Below are 26,568 nucleotides of genomic sequence, written 5' to 3'. Positions count from 1 at the left end.
CCTGCAGACGCTTTTGCGGGGTCTTCAGCGTTCCGGAGCGGTAGCGCTCGATGGTGCGGCGTGAGATGCCCAGGCGCTCCGTCAGGACTTTGGTCGAGCCCTGCGCCCGCGTGAGGAGGAATTTCATCTGGGCTGTTGCGGATTTCGGCGCGGGACGGGTAAAAGCTCTCCTGTTCTCAGATCCCGTGACATTTTCTCAGTCGCGGTGTCATGTGACTGGCCGAACTGGCACGGGATTGAGAATCGCTGGCCACTGCCGTCACTCGTTTGAGGGCTCCGTTGCCAGCGGGATACCGCACCGCGGGCAGCCGTTTGCGTGGTCGTCCGGGCAGACGTAGCCGATGGCACCGTCCACGCACCATTCGGCGGCCTCCTCGGACAGCAGGTCGGGCCCGGCATGGAGCAGCCGACGAAATTCCGTGGTGTCCGCAATGTCGGCCGGGCGGTTGGTGAACCAATCGTCGAACCAAGGCTTGTCCCGGTGCATGCGCCAGTGCGCATTCTTCCGGTCGTCGACAGCCGTAAGGAACCGATCGACGATGCGCCCCCAACTCGGAGCTCCGAACCAGCCGTTGTCGGACGCGCAGAAGGATTCGATCAGGGTTCGCAGGCCGAACTCCTTCTCGTGAAGGCAGTACCTTCGCCCCCATGAGATCGCGACCTGTGCCATCTCCGCGAGTTCTTCTCGCGGATCAACCTCGTGCGCCGGGTCGTCAGGGTTGTGGCAGGACAGCCCAAGCTCGAGCACAGACTGCGCGGTCGGTAGAACCCGAGACGGGTTGACGATCGCGAGACCGACAGCGATCCAGTCGACATGGTCGAACGACAGCATCGAGCGCACGAGTCGGGTGGTTGCCGTGTTGATCCGCATCATTGTGCCGTCGTGCAGCGGACTCTTCCCGGCATGCCAGTTCTCGACGGGTGTGTTGCGCCACACCGCGAGCGTGATGCGGGTGGCGGCCAGCCACAGCAGGGCGTCGTCGTCGAGGTGCCCGAACCGCTTGGCACACTCCTGGGCGCCGTAGGTGATCAACTCTTCCGGTTTCGGCCACCTGTGGCTGTCGGGCCCTTCAGGCCCTTCAGGCGCGTACTCGTAGTCGTCGGCGTACTCGTCGAGGATCGCGCTCAACTCGGCTGCGCTGTAAGCCTCGCTGTACTCGGAGCTCTCCGGCTCCTCGACGGTGTACATGTCGTGGTCCCAGGAGACATATACGTCGCCCCAGAGCACGACGTCTTCGCACTCGCTGGCGTTGTCCGTCACAACCGGCCTGATGGTGATCGGCGCAGTACGTCCGTCGGTTCGCTCGCCGTCCTTCTCGGCGGCCCATGCAGTGATGACCCCGAGCGGCTTCGGAAGGAGAGGACCGACCTCGGTGATGCTGAACGGCTCGTCGTCGTCATCGGTGTCGAACCGGCTGTTGACGAACGCGACCGCCTCGGAGGGCGTGCTGACGATGGACTGGCTACCACTCTCGTTGTCAACCACTCGCCACAACGCGCTGTTCTTCACGATGCTCTCCGATCGCGGTGAGCGCACCCGGGGCGGGTGCGATGTCCCGGGTCGCTCGGCACTGACTCCGATTATGGGCTGATCAACTGTCCATAGTCCCGCAGGCGCTGTCGGCGACGACGCTCGGGACGTTCGTATGCAACCTGCATCCCCGATCTCTACACGCGCCCCTGGAAGGCGTTTTGTCATGCATGGATCAGGATTAGGTACTCACCTCGGGTGGTGGCTGGTGGAGGCCGCGGTCGTTGGACACGGCACGTGTGCATGAACATCCGAGCCCCCACGGATACGCAAGCGAGCCCGGACCAACTGGGCCGGGCTCGCGGCCTGTTCGCGCGGGCTGCTACAGGTCGAACTCGAGGTGTTCGACGTCGGTGAACCGGACCTCTTCCAGGCTGCCGGCGCGGCGGCCGCCGTCCTGGAAGTAGACCTCCTTGAGGGCTTCGGCCGCGATCTCCTGGAGTTCGGTGTCGCTTGCGCCGGCCGCTTGGGCGTCGAAGAGGCGGGCGGCGTAGCGGGGCGGCAGGGCGACGGTCAGGTGCCGGATGCGGTCCTGGTCGGTCGAGCCGATCGGCGCGGTGTAGCCCATGCGGGCGCGGGCGTCGATGACGATGCCGCCAGTCGTCGTGGCCTTCTTGCGGGGCTTTAGCCCGGATCTGCGGCTGCCAGCGCTTGATTACCTCGCGCTCCAGGCGGGCGGCGAGGTCGGGGCGCGGCTTCTTGGCTGTGCCCGCTACGTACCGCTCCACCTGCCGCTGGGACATGCCGAGCAGTTCGGCGACCGCTTTCGTGCCGCCGAGCTGCTTGACCATGTACCGCATCTGCGGGCCCGCGGACTTGGGTGCGGGGCGGGTGAACGCCTTTTGCACCGCCTTGTCCAGGCCGTCCCCGAACATGCTCATCGCTTGCCTGCTCCCCTACTCGCCGTTGTCGATGTCGGTGACGGTGCCGTCCTTGATGTACCGGGCGAGGTTGAGCTCCGGGGCGTTGAACCGCTCGCGAACCTCCTCGCCCCACAGCACAGACTGAGTACCTTCGTGCTTGACCAGGCCGGGGTTGACGCCGAGCTTGAAGCCGCCCGGCAGCGGCTTGCCGTCGCGGTAGGGCAGGAAGTCCAGCGGGGAGGGCCCGTCGGCGGCGTAGACGACGCAGTCGGACAGGACCGCGACCGGGTACTGGCCGGTGAACGCGGCGTGCTTGATGATCTTGCGGTGCAGGTTGATCCGGGTGCGGGAGATGACTGCCGCGCGGATGTCCGGGCGCCAGGTGGGACGCGACAGCGCCCGCCACGGCTCGCCCGGCTTCCAGCCCTCCCCGCGCGGGCGCTCGCGCAGCTTGCCCAGGCCGCCCTTGACCGTGGCCTTGATGGCCGAGACGACGATCGCCAGTTCCGGGTCGCGGTCCTTGTAGCCCTCCATCGCAGTGAGGAAGTCGGCCGGGGCGAGGTCGGCGTGGACGCCGAGGTCGGCCATCGTGGCGAGGTACGCGTCGCGCAGCCGGTTGTACCAGCCATCCAGATAGCGGCCGTTGTCATACCGCAACCAGGCCTCGACCGGCGTGACGTCGTAGCCGAGCTCCTGCGCGTAGGCGACAGTCGGTGTCGCATACCAGGCCGGGCCCTCGGGCCGGTCCCCCTTCGGCGTGAACGGGCTGGGCAGCAGACTCGCGTCCAGGTCTGCCCACTTATCCTTGCCGACCTTCACCCGGGACAGGGCGACGTGCGAGAGGTCCACCAGCCACGATCCGGGCAGCTTCGCATCGAACACCGGCGCCGTCACGTGCGTCGGTGCGCCCAGGCCGACGATCAGGCCATTGGCGCCGGCGGCGAAGGCCATGTTCACGTCGATGCCCACCAGGTGCCGCTGCATGCATTCGGCGTCGGTCATCGGCCGCGCCCAGTCGTAGGCCTCCTCGAACAGCTTCTCCGCCGGCCCCCGGACGTGGAAGCGCGGCAGGTCCTTGAGGAGCGGGTGGCCGTCGGGGGCCTCGCACGGCGCCGGGCCGACCGGCTCCCTGCCCAGGGATCCGGGATTGCGCTCGGAGTGCCGCTTGCCGTCGGCGTCCGGCTCGGAGGCCCTGGTCGCAGGGTGCAGTGCGGTCATCAGCTCCAGGCCGGTCACCGCCGTCGATCCGCGGGGCGTCATCACCCGGGAGGCGAACACGCCTAGGACGCGGGCCAGTTCGGCCGGCGACAGCTGCCCCACCTCGCCCCAGTGCCGGGTGCCCAGCGCGTGCCACGACGGAATGCACAGCTGCACGCACTGACGGTCCGAGCCCTGCGCGGGGCGGTAGATCCTCGCCCACGGCCCGAACCCGCGCTTCGTCAGCTGCCACTCGGCGCGCACCAGCTGCTTGACGACCTTGTGGCTCTCCGGGATCCGACCGGCGAGGCGCTCGTCGTCGGCGAGGGTGACGGGCAGGCCGTAGCGCTCCAGGGCGGCCTCGGTGAGCACGAGCAGCGGGTCGCCGTCCTTGCCGGGGCCGGACAGTCTCGGCTGACCGAGCTTCGCCTCCTTCAGCGTCCAGTCCACCAGGGACGGCAGGGACTTGGCGGGCACGTCCAGGACCAGACCGCCGGTGCAATACGCCAGCACCTGAGCATCCGCGTCGACGTCCACGACCGCCAGCGGCCCGTTCTCGAACCGCGAGTCGACACCCTCGGTCGGGGTCCCGGCCGGGGCCGCCTTCCGCGCGGGCGGACGACGCGACGTCGACGACGGCCCGGTAGCACGCGAGGGACGCAGTGCACCCTCCGAAGCCGGGGCGACGGGGGCAACAGGTGGCTGGGGGTGCTCAGTTACGGTCCCGGCCGCAGCCTCGGGTCCCGGACCGGTGGACACGGGGCGCGCCTGCGCCGAGGCGGGCGCGGGTGCTGCCGGGGCGAGCGTGCCGGCGACCGCGGTGGGCGCCGGGGCGGCCGGCTCTTCCAGGGCGGGGTAGAGCTCCGCGAGCTGCCGCAACATCCGCGCATACGCCTCACGCTCCCGGCCCCGCGGCTCGACCGGCTTCGTCAACGACTCCCAACCCGACACCGTCGCCCGACGCACCTGCAACGCCGCAGCAACCTCATCCAACGTCAGACCGTGCGCGACACGCAGCCGCTTACGCTCCACCGCAGGCGGCAACGAGGAACGCGATGCAACCAGTGCATCCACCGCATCGAACAACTCGGACATGCAGCACCTCCAGAGCACCACCCTACCTTCAATAACCGTACGAAGTGCGTACGCAGACCGTACGCATCGCGCTCTACCGGCGCCCGAGGGGAGCTACTTCTCGGTCTCGGTCAGAGGGTGTTCGCGGCCGCATGTGCTCGCTCTGCGACGCCGCGCAATATCTTGCGCCGAAGATGTCCATCGAGGCGGCACGCAGCCCGCGGGCGGGAGGGCGACGAGCACGCCCGCCGCCGCCCCGGTCCCCTCCCCCGTTGCCGTCCCCGAACCCGCGGATGCAGCCGGCCCGCCGACGCGCCTCGTCAGGTGCCTGCCGCGCAACCCCGTCCCTCTTCGCGTCGTGCGGGCGCGCCGAAGGCCGCCACCCGCACACACGATGCCGGGCCCGGGCACGGGCCGCTGCGACCCACCCCTTCCCGGGCAACGGAACCGGCACTGCAGCTAGTCCGAGCGGGTGGGACGGCTGGGATGTCTGTCCCTGATGGGATGATGTGAGGGTGACGGGACGGGCAAGGATTGTGATGTGGGCGCTGGCCGTGCTCTGCTTCCTGACGGCGGTGGTGCTGGGTGTCGTCGCTGTCCTGGCTGACCTAGACACAGCTGGCCAGGTAGCAAGCGTGGCTGGTTCGATCGCAGGTCTGATCGGGGTTGTACTGAGTTGCTACACGCTTCTGCGGCCTTCGGTAGCGGGCAGCCAGGGGGTGGCTGTGACAGCAGCGGGAGCACGATCCGTCGCTGTAGGCGGCAGCATCGGCCGAGCGGTTACCGGTGATCGGGCCGTCCTCGCCGCACCGTCGGCGACAGCACCGACAACCGCTGGTTCCCCCGGTTCGGCACAGGCAACGGGTGAGCGGGGCATCGCAGCGGCCGGCGACGTCGGCGAAGCCATCACCGGAGACGATGCGCGCACATGAGTCCGTGGTGGAAGAAGACCCCAGCAACTGCCGACTCGCCGAGCTCACCTGCTGACCGGCATTCCGCGATTGCGGACACTGGCGCGGAAGCGTCCGGCGTGCGTTCCGTAGCAGCTTCCGGGAACATCGGCGCGGTCACCACGGGCGATCACAGCCCCTTGACGGTCAGGGTGTATCCGCCCGCGCCTGCGCCCACCGCGCTTGAATCACTGCCCGCCGCACCCCCGAACCTCAGCGGCCGACAGACAGAAGTCGAGCAAGTTCTGTCCGTCCTGCGGCCACCCGCCATGTCACCCGATCAGGATGCGAACTGCTCAGAGGATGGATCGATCACGGCCCCGGCCGCGGAGGATGGCGTGGCGCCTGTGCTGGTGACCTCGGTCGCCGGCCTTGCCGGTGTGGGGAAGACGGCGCTTGCCCTGGCGTGCGGGCATGCCGCCACTGAGGCTGGCTGGTTCACCGGCAGCCTGTTCATCGACTTGCATGGATATGACGAGAGCCCGGTTCAGCCCGGCCAGGCTCTGGAAGCCTTCTTGCGGGCACTCGGCGTCGAACCGACCGGTATTCCTGCAGCAGTTGAGGAGCGGGCAGCGTTGTACCGGTCTGAACTGCAAGACCAGGCTGCCCAGGGACAGCGTCTGCTGATCGTGGCCGACAACGCCGCCAGCGCAGACCAGGTCCGTCTCTTGCTTCCAGGCGGCCAGCGGCATCGGGTCCTGATCACTTCCCGGCACACCCTGCCGACGCTCGACGCGCGGCTCGTGGATCTTGCCGTGCTCAGTCCCGAGGCGGCGGTGGCGCTGCTGCAGCATGCCCTTCAAAGAGCCGACCCGGCCGACCAGCGCGTCCTCGAAACCGATATCGGCCTCGAGGAACTGGCCAGCCTGTGCGGGCATCTGCCGCTGGCTCTGCACATCAGCGCAGCTCTGCTGATCTTGGAACCCAGCCAGACAGTCACCGAGCTCACAGGCGAGCTGGCCGCGGCCCAGTCCCGGCTGAGCTTCCTGGACGACGGAGACCGTGCTGTCCGCGCGGCCTTCGACCTTTCCTACCGTCGCCTTCCAGCGGAGGAAGCCGAACTCTTTCGTCTCCTGGCGCTCAACCCCGGTCCCGACATCGGTCTTGGAGCAGCGGCAGCCCTGGCTGACCGTCCGCTACCGAAGACCCGTAGGGTGCTCCGTGCTCTCGTCCAGGCGCACCTGCTCGACTGCGTGAACAGCCGCTGGTCGATGCACGACCTGGTTCGCGACTATGCCAACGAACTCGTGCATGATGCCCAGCACGCCACAGCAGACGGCAGCGAAGGAGAAGACGCACCTCGAAGGACAGGAGCGTACGCTGAGGCACTGAATCGACTGCTCGAGCACTACACCACAACCGCGCTTGCGGCGACCGTACACCTCACCAACAGGCACGACTCGTCAGTACCCGGCGAGTTCGCTGATCTGGACGGGGCACTTGGTTGGCTGGACGGCGAGCGCGCCAACCTCACCATGACCGTGGTCGCCGCAGCCGCCACCAAACACGTGGACATCGCTATCCGGCTCCCGGTGATCCTCTACGACTACCTCATCTGGCACGGCTACTTCGACGACTTGATCGCCGTGACAACGATCGGGTGCGACGTCGCCCGCCAAGCAGGGGAACTCGCCGCTGAAGCAGGAGCATGGAATCGCCTGGGCATCGCCCTGGCTGAGGCCTCACGCTATGACGAGGCCATCCTCGCTTACGAGCGGGCTATCGAGCTCTTCACTTCGCTGGACAACCACAATGAACGGGGCAAGACACTCAACGGGCTCGGCTTGGCCCTGTGTGAGTCGGGGCGACCTGCCGAAGCACTTCAGATCCACCAGGAAGCCCTGGCAATCCAACAAGCCGTCGCGGACCTACAGGAACAGGCCGCAGTGCTGAACAGTCTTTCCCTGGATCACCAAGCGCTGAGGAACTTCGAAGAGGCTTGCGTGACAGCAGAAGGGGCCGCCTCGCTCTTCCAGCAGCTCGGCGACACCACCAACGAAGCGAAAGCACTCTGCACGGAAGCATTTGCGCTCCAGGCATCAGGGCGGACCGAGGAAGCACAAGCAGCCTGTGAGCGGGCCATCGCAGCCAGCCGTGCGGGCAATCCCCGCGACGAGGCGGCGATTCTGATGACCTGCGCCAACGTGCTAACCGACCTCACACCACAGCAGCAGATCGCCTACCTCGAGCAGGCCCAGGCCGCGTGCGAACGCGCCAACGACCAAGCCCTCCGCGCCTATGCAGTGTTCAGCATCGGCCAGGCATGGATCGCCGCAGATGACACTAGCCGGGCCGTCATCCATCTCACGCGCGCAGCAAGCATGTTCGAAGACCTCGGCTCCATCGACGAAGCAGCGGAGGCTCTCGATCTGGTCGCATCACTCCAGCCTTGATCCTCTCCCCGTCACGGCACCCAAGCGCCAGCCAGTTACTCAGAAACCTGCCTAGTGAGCTACCACCGCCGCCGCAGACAAGCCGCACTCTGCGGCCTCGCAGCCGTCGAATTCGAGGCCGTCACGACCACACCGGCCCCGAACCTGTCACCCAGACCTGCGGCAGACCCCGATGTCGATCTGATGTCGCCGGAGTACCGGGAGATCATCGCTTTGTTCGCGACCTCGGGGGCGGCGATGCGCTGCAAAGAGGTCTGCCAGCACCTGGGTCTGGGGACCGAGCCGCGGCATGTCGAGGGGATGCGCTCGAAGCTGAAGCGGCTGGTGGAGCGCGGGATCCTGGCCGAGCCTTCGTCCGGGCTGTTCAAGGTCGACGGCAGGAAGCAGGGGTGGTGAGCGTGGTGGGGCCTGCCCAGGATGCGCTCGTGGAGTGTGAGGACGCCTTCGCCGCCTCGGCGGGTCTGTTCGCCGCGGCGTGCGCGGAGCTGGCGGCCCCGCAGGCCGCGGCGCTGACGCACGCGCAGGTGGAGGATCTGCTGGGGGCACGGATGCGCGAGGTCACCCGGCAGTTGTTCCAGGACCACCTGACGCTGCGGGCCAGAAACGAGGTGCGTCGGCAGGAGGTCGTGGACGCCGCCGGTGTCGGGCGCTCCCGGATCGAGCGGGGCCGGCGCCGGATGCTGGCCACGGTGTTCGGCAAGGTCACCGTGGTCCGGATCGCCTACCGCGGCACCGGCGTGGCGGACCTGCACCCGGCCGATGCGGTGCTGAACCTGCCGGACGGAATGCACTCGCACGGGCTGGCCAGGCTCGCCGCGATCGAGTCCGCCCGCGGCAGCTTCGCCGACGCCTGCGAGCGCATCAACGCCCACACCGGCTCCGGCATCGGGCACCGGCAGGTCCAGGAACTCGCCGTCAGCGCCGCAGCGGACATCGACGCCTTCTACGACGCCCTCGTGCCGGCTCCGTGCACCGACACCACGCCGTTGATCTTGTCGGTCGACGGCAAAGGCGTGGTGATAAGGCCCGAAGCGCTGCGCGAGGACACCGCGAAGGCCGCGGCCGCCAAGGGCGGCAACGCGATGAAGACCCGGCTGGCGTCCGGCGAGAAGCACGGCAGGAAACGGATGGCAACCCTGGGAGCCGTCTACGATGCGGAACCCGCGCCACGCACGGTCGACGACATCATCGCCGACCCCGACCGGCAAGACGCTGCCGTCCACGGCGGGGCGCCCGAGCGCCGCCAGGGGCCGAAAGCCCGGTCGAAGTGGCTGTGCGGCTCGGTGAACGACACCGCCGCGCAGGTGGTGGCCGCCGTGTTCGACCAAGCCGAGCACCGCGACCCCGGCCACCGCCGTTCCTGGGTCGTCCTGGTCGACGGGGCCCGCCATCAGATCGACCTCATCAAGGCCGAAGCACAGCAGCGCGGCGCGGACATCCACATCATCATCGACCTCATCCACGTGCTCGAATACCTATGGCGAGCGGCCTGGTGCCTGCACGAGGCCGGCGATGCCTCCGCCGAGAGCTGGGTCGCCCACCACGCCCGCATCCTGCTGGGCGGCGGCGTGCAGCAGACCGCCACCGCACTCAAGGCAGCCGCCCGCGCCGCCGGACTGCGTGGCGCCCAGCGCAAGGGCATCGACGAGGCCGTGAACTACCTGACCGGCAAGGCCGGGTACCTGCGCTACGACACCGCCCTTGAACGCGGCTGGCCGATCGCCACCGGAATCATCGAGGGAGCATGCCGACACCTGGTCAAAGACCGCCTGGACATCACCGGCGCCCGCTGGGGCCTGTCCGGAGCTGAAGCCGTACTCAAACTGCGTGCCGTCCGCGCCAACGGCGACTTCGACAACTACTGGGCCTGGCACCAGCAGCAGGAGTTCATCCGCAACCACCAGACGCGCTACCGCGACCAGGCCATACCCACCGCCTGAATCGACGGCACCCTCAAAAGATCTGCACCCGTCGAGGTTGGTGAGCTGCGCGGCTGGTCCTTGGGGAGCGTTTGGGCGTTGTCCTTCTTGCGGCACTCGGCGAGCCAGGCGCCGATGGGGTGGCCGCCTTGGGTGGCGTCAGTGGGTGCGGCCAGGTGCCCGTGGGCGGCGGCGTAGGCGTGGTCGAGGATGCGGGTGAAGGTGTGTGCGGGGTGCTCCACAACACGCCGAGGGCATTGAGGGCGTCGGCGTGTTCGCTGGGCAGACGATCCGCCAGGTGTCGCAGGCGCTGGTTGCTGATCCACTCGCCCAGGGCGACCCTAGTGGGGAGCAGACAGGGAAGCGTACGCGATCAGGATGACGAACTCCCTTGCAGACATGCCTACATGATGCCTGGAACCCGTTGGCAGCGGATCGTCGATCTCAACTGTTGCCAGGGGGCGCTTCAGCGTTTGGGAGATGTTTCCTCGTCGGCCGCCCTGCGTGCTCGAGTACCGCCCATACGCGAGAGCGCGCAGTGCCGGGCTTCGTCAAGCTGCTGCAGCGCAACTGGTTGGTGAGCAGCAAGCTGCTGCAGCACGGCACGCCGGACAGCAGCAGGCCGAGGCCGTCTTGAAGACCGTGCAGCAGACCTTGGAAGCGCAGGCCAGGGCACAGCAGCTCGAGGCCAAGCGCGAGGTGTATGTAGTCTTCCTGCAAGCCGCGCAGGCACTCGTCGAAGATCGCAAGCGTGATCGGGGTGCACTGGACGAGGCGCTCCTCGCTGAGGCACAACGGACTTACCAGGTCCTGCGGCTGGACGGCCCCGACAACGTTGCGGCGCAGGCGCACTTCCTCATGCAGGCGATCGCCGACTCCCTGGGCGACCCCTCGGTAGACACAGCTGAGATCGACCGACGCCTGCATCACTACATCTCCGTGGCGCAGCGCTACCTGCAGGAACCCTGGAGCTGGATGGGTCGGAGCCGAAACTCCTGGATCGCAGCCGGGACAACCGAGCCCCCTGCCGCAAACGTCCTGAAACGAACCGAGGTCCGGCATCACAACGGCGTAGCTGTCCGTCCACCAGGCAAACCGCGCAAAGGGCGCCCCGTGAACACGAGTTGCACCACCCGGGAGGCCACCCTCAGGTCGGTGGGGGCAGGCTCGCGGGCTTGTCTCTGCGCGAGGGAACGGAATGCGAACAGTGCCGCTTGCGAGGCGACTTGAGGCTGCTGCACCGAAATAGCCCAGAGCGGACAAGCGCAGGACGGTATCAGTGTGTGCCGACAGAATGAGGGCGACGCGGCAGCCCTGCTATGACGCAACACCTCGGGGCCACTGTCGTGTACCGCAGTTGCGGGCTGGCGGCCTCTCGGTGTGGGTGTCCGACGACCGCCCAAGCGGTGTCCTCGCGTGGTCTGCCAAATCCGTGCTGGAGGTTCGTCACCATGCCAAGCAGGCTTGTCGCCCCGATCCGCTCCCGGCGGGCAGCGGACCCGCTGGGTGGTGACGGTGACCGTGCAGTGCCGCAGATCTTCACTGTTCGTGCGGCGGTGCTGGTCCGTGTTCCCAGCGGTGAGAAGGAGGACACCGCACGCGAGCAGTGGGAGCGGTGCGGTCTGCAGACTGCGAGTCCACGATCACCCGGACCGGCCAGGGACACCGTCGGCGGCGCAGCCGCAGCCGTCGGCGGAGCTGGTCGAGGATGTGCCGCAGGACGCCGGCCTTCGCCCAGCGGGCGAAATACCCGAACACTGTGCGCCACGGAATGCCGAAGTCGGCGGGCAGCGCCCGCCACTTCGTCCCGTTGTCGGTGATGTAGCGGATGGCGTCGACCACCCGGCGGCGTGGCCACTTCTCAGGAGCCCCGCCCTTGGAGGTCTGGCAGACGGGAATGGGCAGGAGCTGTTCCAGCAGAGCCCATTCGAGGTCGCTGGTGTCGGAGGGGTAGCGGTAGAGGGGCAACGGGATGCCGGGCCGCGACCTGCAGAAGCAGCCAACTGCAGCGCGGTCGCGGCCCGTTGCCTTCCTCCGGTTCACTCCAGGTTGGCGAGGAGGTGCAGGGTGGACTCGATCGCGCCCATCTGCGCCATGACCGTGCGGATGTAGAGGTCGTCGGGCTTCTTCTTCTGGTGCGGCAGGAGGATCCCGGCGATGAAGTTGGCGACCCGGTGGTGGACGGACTCGAAGAACGCCCGCTCGTAGCCGATCCAGACCTCCGGCGCGTCGTCCAGCATCCGATATCCCCACGTCTTGTCCCAGGTCACCGGCGGAAGCCCCTTCGCCGCAGCCACCATGCGCAGGTGGGCGAGCCCGGTGTGGACCTGAGCGCGGGTGCGCTCGGTGGCCGCCATCAGCTGGACGATCGTCAGGCCGGCGGGACGGGCCTCCAGCAGGGCGGACAGGACGGCTTCGGCGTGGACGTGAGCGGGAACGCCCCGCCCCATCGCTACTCGCCCGAGCCCTTCAGCAGCTTCTGAAGCTGCTCGTCCAGGTCGACCTCGCCGCGGGTGACCGCGTTCTCGATCCAGTCCGCCGACGCCCGCACCCGTGCAAGGCCCCGCAGGATCGTCTCGCGTTCGGCGTCGTCGTAGGGCTCACCCCGCAGGTTCGGCACGATCCGGCCGGCCGTGACGGTGAACTGCGTGCAGACCGCGACCAGGTCCATGAACTGGGTGCTGTGCTCCATCCGCCGCAGCTGGTCCAGCTGCGGGGCGGCTTCCTCCTGCCCGTACTGGACCTGCTGGCGGAACTGGTCGAACTGCGCCTCGTTCACGGCGTGCCTGGCCGTGTCTCTGTTGACCGGACTACCAGGCGACACGCCGGGGCATCGGGTGGGTCGAGGAGGGGCTGACCGGTAGACCTCACGCAGTACAGGAGGAGGTTTATGTGGGGTCGTTGGATGAGGTCGAGCGGGATCTCGGTTCAATCCGTCTGCCGCGGTGGGGCAAGGTGGTCCCGTCGGATGGTGTGGTGCCGTGGCTCGTGGTGGATCCCGACGGGGTGCCGGTCGAGCCCGTTCGACGGTTCCTGCGGGACTTCGTCGCCCGCAACCGGCCAGGCTCGGTTCGCAGTTACGCGTATGCGCTGCTGCGGTGGTGGCGGTGGCTGCACGTCGTCCAGGTCGAGTGGGACAGGGCGTCCTCGGCGGAGGTCCGGGATCTGGTGCTGTGGCTGATGCGGACGACCAAGCCCCGGAACTCGCCACGTACGAAGTCGGCGGCCACGGCGGGCACGGTCAACCCGATCACCCGGAAGCAGAACCCGGGAGACCAGTACCAGCCCCGGACGATCCGGCACAGCAACGCGGTCATCCGCGGCTTCTACGAGTTCTGGATCGATGCCGGTCAAGGTCCGCTGGTCAACCCCGTCCCGCTCGACCGCAGAGGTAGCCGGCCGCACGCCCACCACAACCCGCTGGACTCCTTCCGGCCCGAGGGGCGGATCCGCTACAACCCCAAGATCCCCAAGAGCAGACCCCGCGAGATCCCAGACGAACGCTGGAATGACCTCTTCGCCGCCCTGCGCTCCAACCGCGACCGCGCGATCCTCTCCCTGGACATCAGCAACGCCGCCCGGGCCAGCGAGGTCCTCGGCATCCGCGGCGTCGACCTGGACTGGGGAGACCAACTGGTACGGGTCAGCCGCAAGGGCAGCGACGACGCGCAGTGGCTGCCGGCCAGCCCGGACGCCTTCGTCTGGCTCCGCCTCTACCTGGCCGAGCTCAGCCCGCTGGAACCGGACGAACCGATCTGGTGGACCAACCGACGACGCGACCGCGGGGAAGGACTGCATCGCCAACCGTTCAACTACGAGGCCCTGCGCGCCGTCTTCCGCCGCTTCAACGCGGTGCTCGGCACCAACTACACGATGCACGACCTCAGGCACACCGCCGCTCTGCGCATGAGCCGGGACAAGAACCTGACCCTGCTCGATGTCCAGACCATCCTGGGGCACGCACACCTGAGCACGACCGCAGACGTATACCTCTTGGAAGACGAGGCACAGGTGATCCGTCGTGTCGCCGAGCACTTGGCCGAGCGTGAACTCCGGGCTCAGCAGGCCCCGCCACCGGTCGCCGTCGGTTACGAGGCCGACGACCTGGCCGTGTTGTTCGGAGGACTTCCGCGATGACTGCGATCACCGCCAGACCTGCGGATTCCGTCCCTTCGCCGCGAGACATCCTTGACCATCAGCGGGTGCTTGCTGTCGACCGCGGTCCGTTCGATGCTCTCTCGGTCGAGGGCGTTCTGGAACTGTTGCCGTCCCTGGCGACCTTTCCGCCGGCGACGAGCAGGCGCAGCCGGAGCAAGCGCGCGGATCGGTCGCGTGGGGCCGCCCGAATCCTCCACTGGCTGTTGTCCTTCCCCGGGGACGGCTGGCAGGAACGGTGGCTCGTCTCCGGCGTTGACAGCGGTCTGGACTGGGACTGGATCGACCTAGTTACGGCCGAATACAGGTCTGCCGAAGCGCCCCGACGGGCAGTGACGACGGACGGTCTGGGCTGCCTGCTCCTGGGCAGGGTGGTGCGGCCGAGCTACGAATTCCTGCAGAGCTACCGGACTTCTGGGCTCTATCGCCACGCCAAGCAGGAGTTCGGCGCCGAGTTGTTTGGCAAGGTCCGCCAGGCTGGCGTCGCCCGGGGAATGATCCCCAGTCACCTGAGCACGGCCGAGAACTGCCTGGTGAAGGTCGCGTTCCGGGCTGGCCGCGATCTGGACCGGATCACCGCCGAGGACCTGATCGCCTACCACGAGTGGAGCAGGAGAACCTTCGCCAAGGCCCCCGCAGGGCTTCACGCCGCCTGGGACCTGATGCGCGACGTCGGCCTGCTGTCCGCGGCGTTGCCGTTGCGCCGGACCGTGGCACGCGGACAGTTGTCCACGGCGGCCATGGTGGACCGGTACAGCATCCGGTGCCGACCGGTGCGCGATGTGCTGGTCCGCTACCTGGAGGAACGGCGCCCCAGCCTCGACTACACCTCGCTTCAGCACTTGGCGAGTCGGCTGGTGGGCGCCTTCTGGGCCGACATCGAGAAACACCACCCGGGCATCGACACTCTGGACCTGCCCGCAGAGGTTGCCGAGGCGTGGAAGGAACGGATCAGATTCATCACCCGGGAGGGCAAGGAGCCCATTCCCCGCCAGACCCGGACCGCTGTGCTGACCGGAGTCCGGGCTTTCTACCTGGACATCCAGCAGTGGGCTCTGGAGGACCCGAGCTGGGCGGCCTGGGCGGTCCCCAGCCCCGTCCGCAAGGTCGACACCGGCGGGTTCACCAAGGTCAAGAAGAAGGTCCGGGCCAAGATGCACCAGCGGGTGCGCGAGCGGCTGCCCCGACTCCCCGAGCTGGTGGACACCACCGAAGCCCATCACAGCGCACAGAAGAACCTGCTGGTTGCAGCGCAAGTCGCCACTGTCGGAGAGGTCTTTGGCTTCACCGATGAGTCGTGGCCCCACCCAACAACGAGTTCTGGCCCCACTTCCTGATCTTCATGGCCGGAAATAACAACGAGAATTGGCCCCATCTTCAGGCCGCTCTGCCGCCTCCCCTGCGCGGGTCTGACGTGAGAGTCTTGGCCGTTGACGAAGGGTTGGCGGTATGGCGGAGACGGCAGATCGAGGTGGCCGGACGGTCCTGGAGACGCTGGAGCGGGGCCAGGTCTGCAAAGGGGTGGTGTCGTCCATCGAGAGGTTCGGCGCGTTCGTCGACATCGGGGGCTTCCACGGGCTTGTGAACGTAGCCGAGTTGACCTGGGCTCATCACTTCGAGGCGGTGTCGGACATCGTGGAGGTGGGACAGGAGGTCACCATCGTGGTCCTGGACGTCGATGTCGAGCGGGAACGGGCTTCCTTCTCGCTGAAGGCGCTTTATCCGGATCCGCTTGAGGAGTTTGCTCGCGTTCAGTTCGGTCGCGTGATTCCCGGCCGGGTAGAGAGGGTCGTTAGGATCGGAGCCTTCGTGCAAGTCCACGAGAAATTCGCGGGGCTGGTTCCGATCCATGAGCTCGCAGAGCGGGATGCGGATCAGCCTGAGAGCGTCTTGCAGATTGATGATGAGGTCATGGTCGAAGTTGCCGGCATCAACCTGCATAGACGCCGGATCCTGCTGTCCCTCCGCTCGTGATGGGGTTGTCGGCTCACGACGGGTAATCGGTGTGAAGCCGGTATCGGGGAACATCGGTACAGCCGTTGGCGCTGAGAACGATCATGGTCGGCTAGCACACGGGCTGAGGGCTCCGCTGGGGTTCGCGGAAAGATCGCCGGGCGGGTGCCGGGGCTGGCTACGGTCCGCTTCGTGCCGGTGGAATTTCTGACTGATGAGCAGGCCGAGGCGTACGGCGAGTTCGCCGAGGAGCCGACCCGCCCTGAACTGGAGCGGTTCTTCTTCCTAGACGACGTCGACCGGGATCTGATCGCGCTGCGGCGCTCGGGGCACCACCAGCTCGGTTTCGCGCTCCAGATGTGCACGGTGCGCTACATCGGCCGGTTCCTCCCGGACGACCCGCTCGACGCCCCCTGGCCGGTGGTCGAGCACCTGGCCGCGCAGCTCGGCATCGAGGACCCGTCGGCGGTGAAGCGGTACACCGAGCGGCCGAAGACGGCGTACGAGCACGCGTGGGAGATCCGAGACGCCTACAAGTACCACGAGTACGAGGACCCGGAGTGGTCGCGGCGGTTCCGTACGTTCCTGCACGGGCGGGCGTGGACACACGCCGAGGGGCCGAAGGCGCTGTTTGACCACGCGGTGGGCTGGTTGCGTCGCAACCGCCTGCTGCTGCCGGGGGTGAGCGTGTTGGCCCGGCAGGTGTCGGAGGTCCGTAAGGTCGCGGACAAGCGGCTGCACGCCACCGTCGCGGGGGCCGCCCGCCGCGCGGATGCGGCGTTGCCCGGTGACCTGGTGGCGACGCTGAAGACGCCGGAGGGCTCGCGGTTCTCGGAGCTGGAGCGGCTGCGCCGGCCGCCGACCCGGACGACGGGCACGGCGTTCGCCCGTGCTCTGGAGCGGGTGGACGAGATCGGCGCGTTCCAGCTCGGGCGGCTGAAGCTGTCGCAGATCCCGCCGAACCGGATGGCGTTGCTGGCTCGGTACGCGCTGGGGTCGAAGGCGGCGCTGCTGGAGCGGGCGGCGGAGCCGAAGCGTACGGCGATGCTCACCGCGGTGATGCGGCATCTGGAGGCGAAGGCGATCGACGAGGCTCTGGACCTGTTCCAGGTCCTCATGGCCACCCGGCTGCTGAGCACGGCGAAGCGGAAGACGGAGAAGGAGCGCCTGTCCACGCTCCCTCAGCTGGAGAAGGCGTCGCGTACCGTCGCGCGGGCGGCGAAGGTGTTGTTCGAGGAGCTGGAGCTGGTCGAGGAGCACGGGGCGGATGTGGACGTGGCCGCGCTGTGGGCGGCGCTGGAGGAAGTCGCCTCGCGCGCCGCCGTGATGAGCGCCGCGGCCACGGTGGTCTCGCTGGTTCCCGAGGACGAGGGCTCGGCCGAGGTCGCGATGCGGGCCGCGCTCGCGACCCGGTACGCCACGGTGCGTCCGTTCCTGTCGCTGCTGGGCGAGTCGAAGGCGCTGGACGCGGCGAGCGCCAGCAAGCGGGTCCTGGCAGGGGTCCGCAGCCTGCCGGCGCTGGCGCGGCGAAAGACGGGCGTCAAGCCGCTGCTGCCGCGCGAGGTGGACGACAAGCTCGTGCCTCCGGCGTGGCGCAAGGCGGTGTATGCCGGCCCCGACCTGCCGCAGGGCGCGGTGGACCGGGACGCGTACGTGGTGTGCGTGCTGGAGCAGCTGCACCGGGCCCTGAACAACCGCGACGTGTTCGCCTCGCCCTCGCACCGCTGGTCCAACCCGCGGGCCCGCCTGCTGGAGGGCCCCGAGTGGGAGGCGGTGAGCGAGGACGTCCTGGCGGCCCTGAGCTTGGACATGTCCGTCGAGGAGCATCTGGCGGAGCTGGTGCGGGGCCTGGACGCCGGGTGGAAGCAGCTCGCCGAGCGCCTGGAGGAGGCGGGGCCAGCGGCGAAGGTCTCCGTCGAGGTGCAGGACGACGGGCGGGTGAAGCTACACGTCGACAAGCTCGGCGCGCTCGGCGAGCCGAAGTCCCTGACCTGGCTGCGCAAGCGGGTCGAGAAGATGCTCCCGAAGATTGATCTGCCTGACCTGCTGTTCGAAGTGAACGCCTGGACCGGCTTCCTCGACGCCTTCGTCCATCTCGGGGACGGCACCACCCGGATGAAGGACCTGTCCACCTCGGTCGTCGCGCTGCTGGTGTCCGAGGCGTGCAACATCGGTATGGCCCCGGTGGTGAACCCCGGCCATGAGGCCCTGACCAGGGCCCGGCTCGTGCACGTCGACCAGTACTACCTGCGCGCCGAGACCATCGCCGCGGCGAACGCGCGGCTCATCGCCGCCCAGGCCGCCGTGCCCATCGTGAAGTTCTGGGGCAACGGTCTGCTCGCCTCGGTGGACGGACTGCGGTTCGTCGTACCCGTGCGCACGATCAGCGCGGCGCCGTCGCCGAAGTACTTCGGGTTCAAGCGCGGCATCACCTGGCTCAACGCCGTCAACGACCAGGTCGCCGGGATCGGACAGATGGTCGTCCCCGGCACCCCGCGCGACTCCCTGCACATCCTGGACGCGCTGCTGAACCTGGACGGCGGGGTGAAGCCGGAGATGGTGGCGACCGACAACGCCTCGTACTCCGACATGGTGTTCGGCCTGTTCAAGATCCTCGGCTACAACTTCTCACCCCGGTTCCGCGACCTGGACGACCAACGGTTCTGGCGGGCCACGATGCCAGGCGTCGAGACCGGCACCTACGGTGCGGTGGAGGACCTGGCCCGCAACCGCGTGAACCTGAACAAGGTGATCACGCACTGGCCGGACATGCTGAAGGTCGCCGGGTCCCTGGTCACCAACCAGGTCCGCGCCTACGACCTGCTGCGGATGTTCGGGCGCGAGGGGCGCCCCACTCCGCTGGGGACAGCGTTCGCGGAGTACGGGCGGATCGCCAAGACCGAGCACCTGCTGCGGGTGGTCGACCCAGTTGACGACACCTACCGGCGCCAGATGAACCGGCAGCTCACCGTGCAGGAGTCCCGCCACAAACTGGCCCGGGACGTGTGCCACGGCAAGCGCGGCACCATCCACCAGGCGTACCGCGACGGCATGGAGGACCAGCTCGGCGCGCTCGGCCTGGTCCTCAACGCCATCGTGCTCTGGACGACGCAGTACATCGACGCCGCCGTCGCCCAGCTCCGGGCCGAGGGTCACGAGATCCGGGACGAGGACATCGCCCGGCTCTCCCCGCTCAAGCACGCGAACCTGAACCTGCTCGGCCGCTACAGCTTCACCCCCAGCGTTCCGGCCGCCGGTGCCCTGCGCCCGCTGCGCGACCCGGAAGCGCAGGAGCTGGACGAGGACGATGACGGAAGCGGACCGGAGCCGGAACTCGGAGATGGGTAGGCCCAGTTCGGAGAGCAGCCTTGAGGAACGGGCTGGCGGCAACGCCGGAACCGTGCTTCAGGCCGACTCAACCGGAGTGCTGCGGGATCCGCGCTCGGCCTGCAGTCACAAGGCCCGCCTCATCTGTGGCAGGAACAGTATGTGCTTTCTTCTCAATCCGCAGGTCGGAGCGGTCGTGTCACCGGTGGGGCCGAACCGGAGCGGTCGCTTCGACGACCGTCTCGACCAGTCCGGTTTCGAGCCGCAGCACATGGCCGGACACCGAAGCGAGCATGTCGTTGGACAGCAGCGGGTGTCCGAGCAGTTCCGCGACATCCTGGCGCACGGTTACGGCCGGGTCGGTCACCGCCTTGTCCGCGAGGGCGCCCTCGTCCAGACCGGTGTGGTGGGCGAAGGCATGGCGGAAGGTGGGCTCGGACAGCTTCCCGGTCCCGCATTGCGTGTGATGGATGACGGCAACATCCATCTGCACACCCAGGCGCATGGAGAGATAGGCGATGTCCTCTGCGACCCTGTCGTCAACGCGCCCGCCCGCGTTGCGCAGCACTCCCGCGTCTCCGGTTCGGATCCCGAGGAAGCCGGCCGGCTCGACCCGCGGGTCGACACAGGCCAGCACGAGGAGCAGCCTGTCAGGCATCGCCTCCTTGGGCGGCATGGCCAGCCTTCCGAGATCGACGTTCGCAGCGAACTCGCGGTTGCGCCCCAGCAACTCGTTGAACTCCGTCATGATGTCCACTCCTTGTTGATGTATATGCGGCCCTGACGCGCCTATTGCGGTGTCACCGCCGACTTTGTGAAGCTGACCCGCTTGTCGCCCGGGCCGACCGTGGCCGATGTCGGGGTCGGGGTGCGAGCCGACGCCAGGAGGATCCCCACCTGCTGTGACGCGGTCGGGCCTGCGGCGGACGATCGGGGACGACGTCCGCCCTCAGGTCGCCGAGGTGGTCTCAGGCTGCTGGTGCGAAGGCCGTGATGGCGTCGACGAGGTCGGTCGGAGCTTCCAGCGGGATCAAGTGGCCCGTGTGGGGGATCACCACGAACTCGGCTCCGGAGAGGTAGGGCACCAGGTTGTTGACGAGCACGTCGACGGGCTCGACGCGATCGTTGCCTCCTGCGACGACGAGGGAGGGAACGCTGATCATGCGCGTGTGCTCGGAGATGTCCTGCGCGATGCCGCGCAGCGGCCACTCCGTACGGGCGGCGTCCGCGCCGCCACGCGAGTCGGCCACGATCTGCGCCTTGATCGACGCGGGCAGTTCGGTCGCGGTCAGGACGTCGTCCCGTGCGCCGGCGACGGACTCCTCGGAGTCATAGGCGTGGGACAGGGCTTCCCGATACTCCGCAGTGACCGCCGCGGCGGGTTTCGCCGGGCCGGAACCGACGAGGACGATCCCGCGGAGCCCGGCGGGCCGGGTAGCCGCGACGAGCTGCGCGACCTTGCCGCCCATGGAGTGTCCGACAAGGACGTAGTCGGTGACGCCCGAGTCGGCGATCACGTCGAGCGTGTCGTCGGCGAGCTGGCTGAGGGTGTAGGGCCCGGTCAGGTCGCTGGAGCGGTTCCACCCGCGGAAATCGACCGTGAGCAGGTCACGACCGGCAAGTCGGTCCACGACGAGGTCCCAGGTGCGGGCGGAACCACCCCAGTAGTGCAGGAAAACCAGGGTCGGCCCGGCACCCTGCTTGTGGTCGTAAGTGGGCAGTGGCGGTTGCTGGGTGGTGTTCATCGTGCCTCTCTCGGTCAGTGCTACTAGGCGATTTGGCCTGTGTGTTTATTGAATCCCTCCCGCTGATCCCGGGCATCGGCGTGACCAGTCGCTCGATGGTGGAAACTGGACACGTGACCATGATCCGGCAGATGACCTATCAGCCCGGCGAGCGCCGGGCCGCCGCCGTCGAAACGATGACGTTCCACCGCCTCCGCGAGCTGAACGACGGCGGGACACAGCGTGCCGACTTCCACGTCCTTGCCGTCGTCGATGCCGGGCCCGGGTCCGTCACGGTGGACTTCCTCCGGCACCCGCTGCGGGAGCGCTCCGCGGTATGGATCCCTCCCGCGGCGGTGCACAGGTGGGACGACATCGCCGGCGTGGATGGGCACGTCGTGCTGTTCGTGCCGACCGCGCCGGTCACCCACGCCACCCGGGAACTCGTCGCATCCCCGGACCTGGTCGCGCACTGGAGCGTCCCCGATGCGGACTGGCCGTTCGTCGACGCCGCGCGGAACCATCTCCTCCTTGAGGCATCCGCCCCGCCCGGGGACCTCTCTATGCAGCTGCCCGAGATCCTGCTTTCCGCGCTGATCGCCCGGCTGCGGCCCCCGCACGGCGGAGCACGCTCAGCACATCCGGTGTTCCGGCTGTTCCGGTCCAACGTCGAGGCACACTTCAGGCAACATCACGACGCCGGGTACTACGCCCGGGCTCTGGGCTACGCGCCCCGGACCCTCTCAAGAGCGGTGCAGCAGGCCACCGGCCGCACCGCGAAGGCGTACATCGTCGATCGGATCGTCCTGGAAGCCAAACGCCTCCTCGCGCACGACCGCCTCACCCCAGCGGCCTGCGCCGACAGGCTCGGCTTCCCCGACGCCTCCAACTTCTCGGTGTTCTTCCGGAACGCGACAGGCAAGCGCCCCGGCGCGTGGCAGGCGACGGTGACCGTCGGGTGACGAGGGCGCTCAAGGAAAGCCCACTGTTCATCCGCCGGCGACGGCCTCGTCGGCCCTATGCTCCCGCATCTGCCGTGAGTGCCAGGTACCAGAGAGCAAGGATCCGGGTGTGAGTAGTCGGCGTACAGGAAATCCCGGTGAGAACGATCATGGTCGCGAACTGAGCGCTGCGGTGTCCGGGCGGGGCCGGGGAACGTCGCCGGTCTGGAGGGCGGCGAAGTCGGTGTGGGCCTGTTCGACGGCCTCGGGGTACGCCTCCCGCTTGGCATGTTCGGCGAGCGCCCGGTAGATGCTGGCGACGGAGGGGGCTGTCCCTTGCGCTTGCCGGTGGGGATGATCAGGTCGGGCTGGATCTGCTCGACGGACTCGCCGCCCGCGCGGCGCCGCAGCACGGTGTGCAGCATGTCGTCGGTAATGACCGGCGGCCGGCCGCCGTGCTTGCCCTTGCGGGCCGCGGTGTCGAGCCCTTCGAGCGTGGACTCGCGGATGTTCTCCCGCTCGGTCTCCGCCATCGCGGCGAAGAACGCGAACAGCAGCTTCCCCGGCCCGGTCGGGTCGTAGATGCCGGGCAGCGGACCGGCGAGCATCTCCAGGATGAGGCCGTGGGCTGTGAGGTGGTCGGCGAGCGCGGTGAGCTCGGCGGCGTCGCGGCCGAGCCGCTTCATCTCGTACACGGTGAAGATGACCCGGCAGTGCGGGGCGTGCGCCTTGACCTCCCGCGCGGTCCGCAGCGCCTCCTCGAACTTCGGCCGTACGCGGATGCGGGTGCTGATCTTCTCCGCGAAGATCTTGTCCCTGGGGATGCCGTGCCCGGCGAGCGCGTCGAGTTGGGAGTCGAGTTCCTGCCCGAGGGTCGAGCAGCGGGCGTAGCCGATGCGGATGTCTGCGCTCGACAGGTCCGGGTCGATCGGCGCCGGCGGCGGGGTGCCCGGCCGCCAGGGGCGGCCCGCCCCGCGGTCGGCGGGGGTGGACACCCGTAGTGCCTTCTTCAGCCCGGGCACGCGGGTGAAGCGGCGGGTGTGGTAGGCGGAGGCGACCGCGCCGCCGCGCGAGCGGCACGGCGATCCGGGCTGGGCTTCGCACTTCGGACAGGCGTGCGCCTCGACGTCGTCGGCGTCCGACCGGTCGGCCGAGGAGGGGTGCCGAGGGTCCGTCATGGCGATGGATTTTCGCACAATGCAAGTCTCAGAAGGGGGTTCGTACCGCTTTTGAGTGAGAACGGGTTCCGAGAACGAATCCGGGCCCAGTGGAGGTCTGGCGGCACGCGATTGATCTTGCTCGCGCAAAGGACCGTTTACGAGAAGGATTTACGTCGCGATCGCAGGGGCCAGCCGCTCAGGATCTGGGGGTGTGCGGATGAATGTGCTGGAGTCCCATCGGTGCTGCGGGTGGCAGAGGTTCGGCGTGATCGTTGGATCGCATGGACTGCAGGAAGTAGGCGAGCAGTCGCTGGGAGGCGGTCAGGGCGGTCTCCTTCGGCTGTCCGGCCAGGGAGCCGTTGGCCAGGAGCAGAAGGGTGATGTCGGAGAGGTCGAAGTCGGCGCGCAGTTGTCCGGTGTCCCTGGCGCGCTGCACGAGCCTGCTCAGGCCGTCTTCGGCGCGGGCGCGGCGGTGCTCGTGGTCGAGGGTGTCGGGGAAGTGGGCGAGGAACGCGCCGGCGAAGCCCCGGTCGGTGGCCTGCATGGTGCACACCTTCTCCAGGAGCAGACGCAGCCCGTGCCAGGGGTCGGGATCGCTGAGGGCGTCGTCCAGGGCGGCCGCGCACTGGGTGAGCTGTTCGGTGAAGGTGGCGGTGACAAGTGCGGCGCGGGTGGGGAAGCGACGGTAGAGGGTGGCCACGCCCACTCCCGCGCGGCGGGCGACGGCGCTCAGGGGGACGTCGATGCCCTGATGTGTGAACGTCTCGCGGGCGGCTTCGAGGATGCGTTCGCGGTTGTGCCGGGCGTCGGCTCGCAGTCCGGCGGCCTCCGCTGCGGGATCGTCGCCGGACGGCGGCTGGTGTGCGTTGTGAGATGGCTGAGCAGGCATTTCTCTCACTTCGACGTAAGTGGAAGATAGCGTCCGTTTAGGGGGTTAGCGTGAGTGTAGGGGCGGAGGCATTCGCTCCGCTCACCCCCTCACCACGCGAAACGAGAGAAGATCATGAGTGAGATGCGCGCCGCGCTCTTCGACCGCTACGGCCCCCCGGAGGTCCTGTACGTGGGCAGCATGCCCATACCGTCCATCCAGCCCGACGAGGTGTTGGTACGGGTGCACGCCGTGAGTATCAACGGCGGTGAGCTGCCCGGCCGGGCCGGGAAGCTGCGCCTGGTGACGGGCCGCACCTTCCCGAAGGTGACCGGTATCGACTTCGCCGGAGAGGTCGCCGAGACCGGGTCGTCGGTGGCCGGGGTGCGGGCGGGGGACCGGGTATGGGGTCTACTGGGCCACAAGTCCGGCAGCATGGCCGAATACGTTGCCGTCCGGCCCCGGCAGATCGCCCCCGCCCCTGAGAACCTCACCCTGCTGCAGGCCATCTCCCTGCTGGCGGGCGGGACGACGGCGGTGACCGCCCTGCGCGACAAGGCCGCCCTCAAGCCGGGCGAGCGTCTGCTGGTACGCGGCGCAGCCGGCGGCGTAGGTAGCGTCGCCGTACAGATCGGCAAACTCCTCGGCGCCCACGTCACCGCGCTGGCCGGCGCCAAAAATCTCGACTTCGTCCACGGCCTCGGCGCGGACGAAGCCTTCGACTACCGGACCACCCACCCCACCCAGATGGGCCGCTTCGACGTCGTCGTCGACACGGCCGGAACACAGCAGCACATCTACCGCCGGCTGCTCGCCCCCGGCGGACGCATGGTCGCCGTCACCGTCGACATCAGCAAGCCCTTCACCAGCCTCGCCCGCATCCTCGCCTCGAACGTCCACGGCACCGGACGCATCCGCGCCTTCAGCGGCAACCCCGACACCACCCTGCTCACCGAACTCACCCGGCACGCCGAGAACGGCGACATCGTCCACGTCCTCGACACCGTCTACCCCCTCGAAAAGATCGCTGACGCCCACCGGGCCCTGGAAGCAGGCGGGGTGCGCGGCAAGCACGTCATCCAGCTCGTGTAGACCCCACAAACACCGCGTTCCCGTCTGCACGCACGCACGCGAGCGTGCGTGCCACTGCCCCGATGGCCCGTCGGGCCCGGCTCGGGACCGCTCGCTTCAGTCCTCCTCTTCGACCGCATCCGGGTCACGGAAGGGACGCAGGCCCTGGCCGGGTCCGCTGGCCTTGATATTGAACAGGTAACGGCCCAGGAAGTTGATGTGCCGGTCCTTAAGCGGGGAGAGCCGGGCAACGTCCTCGTTCTTGACGTCGTGGCCCTCGGCCCGGAGCGCCGCGACGGCAGCGTCCAGGTAGCGGGTGTTCCACAGCACGACGGCGTTGAGCACGAGACCGTAGCCACCGCCCGGCCCTCCCGACGATCTTTCCTCGAACCCCAGCAGCAGTCGTACGCCGTGTGCTAGCCACCGTGATCGTTCTCACCGGGATTTTCTGTACGCCGACTACTCACACCCGGACATGGGCTCGGTTCGGTAGCAAGTTTGAGACTGGAGCATGTCTCAGCACAGCTCCGCCATCGTTATCTCGTTGTGATATTGAGAGAGCGGAGGAACGCGGTGTGCGCCGACGGGAGCGGCGCAACTGGCATAGCTGAAGCCTGTTCCGCCTCGCCGTTGTTGTTCAGCGCCGGGATGTCGTGATCATGTGTGCCGAGAATGCGATGTCAGTGATGCTGCCCGAGTCGTCCTGTGTGACGAGGGCTTCGCCGTCGACCCGGACTGTGTAACCGAGTGACCGGGTTTCAGCCGGATCCGGAGCTGACTTCCCGACGTTCACCTGGAAGGTCCACTCGCCACTCACGCTGGTCAGGACCGTGCTTTCTCCTTGACACTGCTGACCTCTAGAGCCTGCTAGCCGCGGCGGTGTCATCGTCTCTGTGCCCAAATGGCCCAGCAGAATCGGGCCGCCAGCAAGGGCGACGGCCGCAACGACGGCTTCTTGAAACTCTGAGCTGTCGGTGATCGCGGAAACATCGATCCATCGGGTCGGGAAGCCGAGCGTGTCCATGACGGCAATCCCCAACGGCCGGAGAGGGCCCGGCTCGGGTCCTGTGTGCTGGGCAGGGCTGGTGGGTGCACGGTGATCTCGATGGCGGTGATCGCTGTGCTGCCGCGTGGACGCCCGTCGCGGTTCCAGATGTTGTAGCGGGAGGTTCCGCACTTGACGATGCGGGCGGACAGTCGCATCCGGCGCCCGGGGAGCAACGCGTGCAGAACGTGGGCGCCGATGTGTCCCACCAGGTCGGAGCGGCTGCCCGGCCCTGGGGTCGCGGTCGTTGCGACCAGGCTGACCACCGTGTCGCGGGCGGCTTCCAGAGCGACGGTGAAGCCGGCGCGGTCGGGATCGCAGCCGGGCAGTGTCTCCACCGCGGTCACCATGACCGAGCGCAGGGCCTGGTAGAGGGTGAGCAGTCCCCACATCTCCT

The 26,568-nt window shown here is 68.2% G+C and carries 18 protein-coding genes and 5 pseudogenes; 9 read left to right on the top strand and 14 right to left on the bottom strand.

Annotated elements, in window-relative coordinates:
• Window positions 1-259: 259 nt before the first annotated feature.
• From ACFYR3_RS41485 to tap, 3 genes and pseudogenes are all read right to left on the bottom strand, one after another.
• The gene (locus ACFYR3_RS41485) at window positions 260-1,510 is read right to left on the bottom strand and encodes a hypothetical protein (RefSeq protein WP_389287375.1); all 1,251 of its coding nucleotides are present in this window, start codon (window positions 1,508-1,510) and stop codon (window positions 260-262) included.
• A gap of 343 nt (window positions 1,511-1,853) precedes the next feature.
• Window positions 1,854-2,412: pseudogene (tpg, locus tag ACFYR3_RS41480) on the bottom strand (telomere-protecting terminal protein Tpg).
• A gap of 15 nt (window positions 2,413-2,427) precedes the next feature.
• Window positions 2,428-4,686: a telomere-associated protein Tap gene (gene tap / locus ACFYR3_RS41475; protein WP_389287373.1), complete on the bottom strand. Its 2,259-nt coding sequence runs from the start codon at window positions 4,684-4,686 to the stop codon at window positions 2,428-2,430.
• Window positions 4,687-5,593: 907 nt separating this feature from the next.
• Between tap and ACFYR3_RS41470 the strand changes: the two genes are divergently transcribed.
• Genes ACFYR3_RS41470 through ACFYR3_RS41460 form a run of 3 tightly spaced genes read left to right on the top strand, consistent with a single transcriptional unit; the run spans window position 5,594 to window position 9,948 of the window.
• A complete protein-coding gene (locus tag ACFYR3_RS41470; protein WP_389287371.1) occupies window positions 5,594-8,008 on the top strand; it encodes a tetratricopeptide repeat protein in 2,415 nt (804 codons plus the stop codon).
• A 54-nt stretch (window positions 8,009-8,062) separates the two neighbouring features.
• On the top strand, window positions 8,063-8,404 hold the full coding sequence (locus ACFYR3_RS41465; protein ID WP_389287369.1) for a hypothetical protein: 342 nt from the start codon (window positions 8,063-8,065) through the stop codon (window positions 8,402-8,404).
• A 5-nt stretch (window positions 8,405-8,409) separates the two neighbouring features.
• Window positions 8,410-9,948 carry an ISKra4 family transposase gene (locus tag ACFYR3_RS41460; protein WP_389287396.1) on the top strand — a complete coding sequence of 513 codons (1,539 nt, stop codon included), beginning with the start codon at window positions 8,410-8,412 and terminating at the stop codon, window positions 9,946-9,948.
• Here ACFYR3_RS41460 and ACFYR3_RS41455 read toward each other — a convergent pair.
• From ACFYR3_RS41455 to ACFYR3_RS41435, 5 genes and pseudogenes are all read right to left on the bottom strand, one after another.
• Window positions 9,918-10,169: a helicase associated domain-containing protein gene (locus tag ACFYR3_RS41455; protein WP_389287367.1), complete on the bottom strand. Its 252-nt coding sequence runs from the start codon at window positions 10,167-10,169 to the stop codon at window positions 9,918-9,920. The two genes, ACFYR3_RS41460 and ACFYR3_RS41455, sit on opposite strands and share 31 nt — an antisense overlap.
• 202 nt (window positions 10,170-10,371) lie before the next feature.
• Window positions 10,372-10,854, bottom strand: coding sequence for a hypothetical protein (locus tag ACFYR3_RS41450; RefSeq protein ID WP_389287365.1), 483 nt, complete (start codon window positions 10,852-10,854; stop codon window positions 10,372-10,374).
• A gap of 699 nt (window positions 10,855-11,553) precedes the next feature.
• Window positions 11,554-11,895: pseudogene (locus ACFYR3_RS41445) on the bottom strand (transposase); the annotation flags it as partial.
• Window positions 11,896-11,966: 71 nt separating this feature from the next.
• Entirely contained in the window at window positions 11,967-12,377 is a 411-nt protein-coding gene (locus tag ACFYR3_RS41440) for a RacP protein (protein WP_389287363.1), read from the bottom strand.
• A 2-nt stretch (window positions 12,378-12,379) separates the two neighbouring features.
• Window positions 12,380-12,751: a DUF6192 family protein gene (locus tag ACFYR3_RS41435; RefSeq protein ID WP_389287361.1), complete on the bottom strand. Its 372-nt coding sequence runs from the start codon at window positions 12,749-12,751 to the stop codon at window positions 12,380-12,382.
• 68 nt (window positions 12,752-12,819) lie between these two features.
• On the opposite strand from ACFYR3_RS41435, the gene ACFYR3_RS41430 reads away from it, so the two are divergent.
• The 4 genes from ACFYR3_RS41430 (at window position 12,820) to ACFYR3_RS41415 (ending at window position 19,383) form a co-directional block, all read left to right on the top strand.
• Entirely contained in the window at window positions 12,820-14,064 is a 1,245-nt protein-coding gene (locus tag ACFYR3_RS41430) for a tyrosine-type recombinase/integrase (RefSeq protein ID WP_389287359.1), read from the top strand.
• 65 nt (window positions 14,065-14,129) lie between these two features.
• Complete coding sequence (locus ACFYR3_RS41425; protein WP_389287357.1) at window positions 14,130-15,419, top strand: hypothetical protein; 1,290 nt, start codon at window positions 14,130-14,132, stop codon at window positions 15,417-15,419.
• Window positions 15,420-15,531: 112 nt separating this feature from the next.
• Window positions 15,532-16,056, top strand: a complete 525-nt coding sequence (locus ACFYR3_RS41420) for a S1 RNA-binding domain-containing protein (protein WP_389287355.1) — start codon at window positions 15,532-15,534, stop codon at window positions 16,054-16,056.
• 171 nt (window positions 16,057-16,227) lie between these two features.
• Window positions 16,228-19,383: a Tn3 family transposase gene (locus ACFYR3_RS41415; protein WP_389287353.1), complete on the top strand. Its 3,156-nt coding sequence runs from the start codon at window positions 16,228-16,230 to the stop codon at window positions 19,381-19,383.
• A gap of 178 nt (window positions 19,384-19,561) precedes the next feature.
• Here the strand turns inward: ACFYR3_RS41415 and ACFYR3_RS41410 are convergent, their stop codons facing one another.
• Together ACFYR3_RS41410 and ACFYR3_RS41405 are read right to left on the bottom strand one after the other, a co-directional pair.
• On the bottom strand, window positions 19,562-20,110 hold the full coding sequence (locus ACFYR3_RS41410) for a carbonic anhydrase (protein WP_355857318.1): 549 nt from the start codon (window positions 20,108-20,110) through the stop codon (window positions 19,562-19,564).
• 220 nt (window positions 20,111-20,330) lie between these two features.
• Complete coding sequence (locus ACFYR3_RS41405) at window positions 20,331-21,107, bottom strand: alpha/beta hydrolase (RefSeq protein ID WP_355857321.1); 777 nt, start codon at window positions 21,105-21,107, stop codon at window positions 20,331-20,333.
• A gap of 113 nt (window positions 21,108-21,220) precedes the next feature.
• Here ACFYR3_RS41405 and ACFYR3_RS41400 point away from each other — a divergent pair, with 113 nt between their 5' ends.
• The gene (locus ACFYR3_RS41400; RefSeq protein WP_355857324.1) at window positions 21,221-22,048 is read left to right on the top strand and encodes a helix-turn-helix transcriptional regulator; all 828 of its coding nucleotides are present in this window, start codon (window positions 21,221-21,223) and stop codon (window positions 22,046-22,048) included.
• 494 nt (window positions 22,049-22,542) lie between these two features.
• Here the strand turns inward: ACFYR3_RS41400 and ACFYR3_RS41395 are convergent.
• Both ACFYR3_RS41395 and ACFYR3_RS41390 read right to left on the bottom strand, forming a co-directional pair.
• Window positions 22,543-23,205: pseudogene (locus ACFYR3_RS41395) on the bottom strand (recombinase family protein); the annotation flags it as partial.
• 178 nt (window positions 23,206-23,383) lie between these two features.
• Window positions 23,384-24,076 carry a helix-turn-helix domain-containing protein gene (locus ACFYR3_RS41390; protein WP_355857330.1) on the bottom strand — a complete coding sequence of 231 codons (693 nt, stop codon included), beginning with the start codon at window positions 24,074-24,076 and terminating at the stop codon, window positions 23,384-23,386.
• Between the two features lie 114 nt (window positions 24,077-24,190).
• Here ACFYR3_RS41390 and ACFYR3_RS41385 point away from each other — a divergent pair, with 114 nt between their 5' ends.
• Window positions 24,191-25,147, top strand: coding sequence for an NAD(P)-dependent alcohol dehydrogenase (locus ACFYR3_RS41385; protein ID WP_389287350.1), 957 nt, complete (start codon window positions 24,191-24,193; stop codon window positions 25,145-25,147).
• Between the two features lie 96 nt (window positions 25,148-25,243).
• On the opposite strand, the pseudogene ACFYR3_RS41380 reads toward ACFYR3_RS41385, so the two are convergent.
• Together ACFYR3_RS41380 and ACFYR3_RS41375 are read right to left on the bottom strand one after the other, a co-directional pair.
• A pseudogene (locus tag ACFYR3_RS41380) lies at window positions 25,244-25,486 on the bottom strand (Tn3 family transposase); the annotation flags it as partial.
• Between the two features lie 522 nt (window positions 25,487-26,008).
• Window positions 26,009-26,568: pseudogene (locus tag ACFYR3_RS41375) on the bottom strand (hypothetical protein); the annotation flags it as partial.

It is taken from the genome of Streptomyces sp. NPDC005784, from assembly GCF_042871525.1.
In the GTDB taxonomy this organism is placed as follows: Bacteria; Actinomycetota; Actinomycetes; order Streptomycetales; family Streptomycetaceae; genus Streptomyces.
This window is presented reverse-complemented; position numbering and strand designations above follow the sequence as displayed.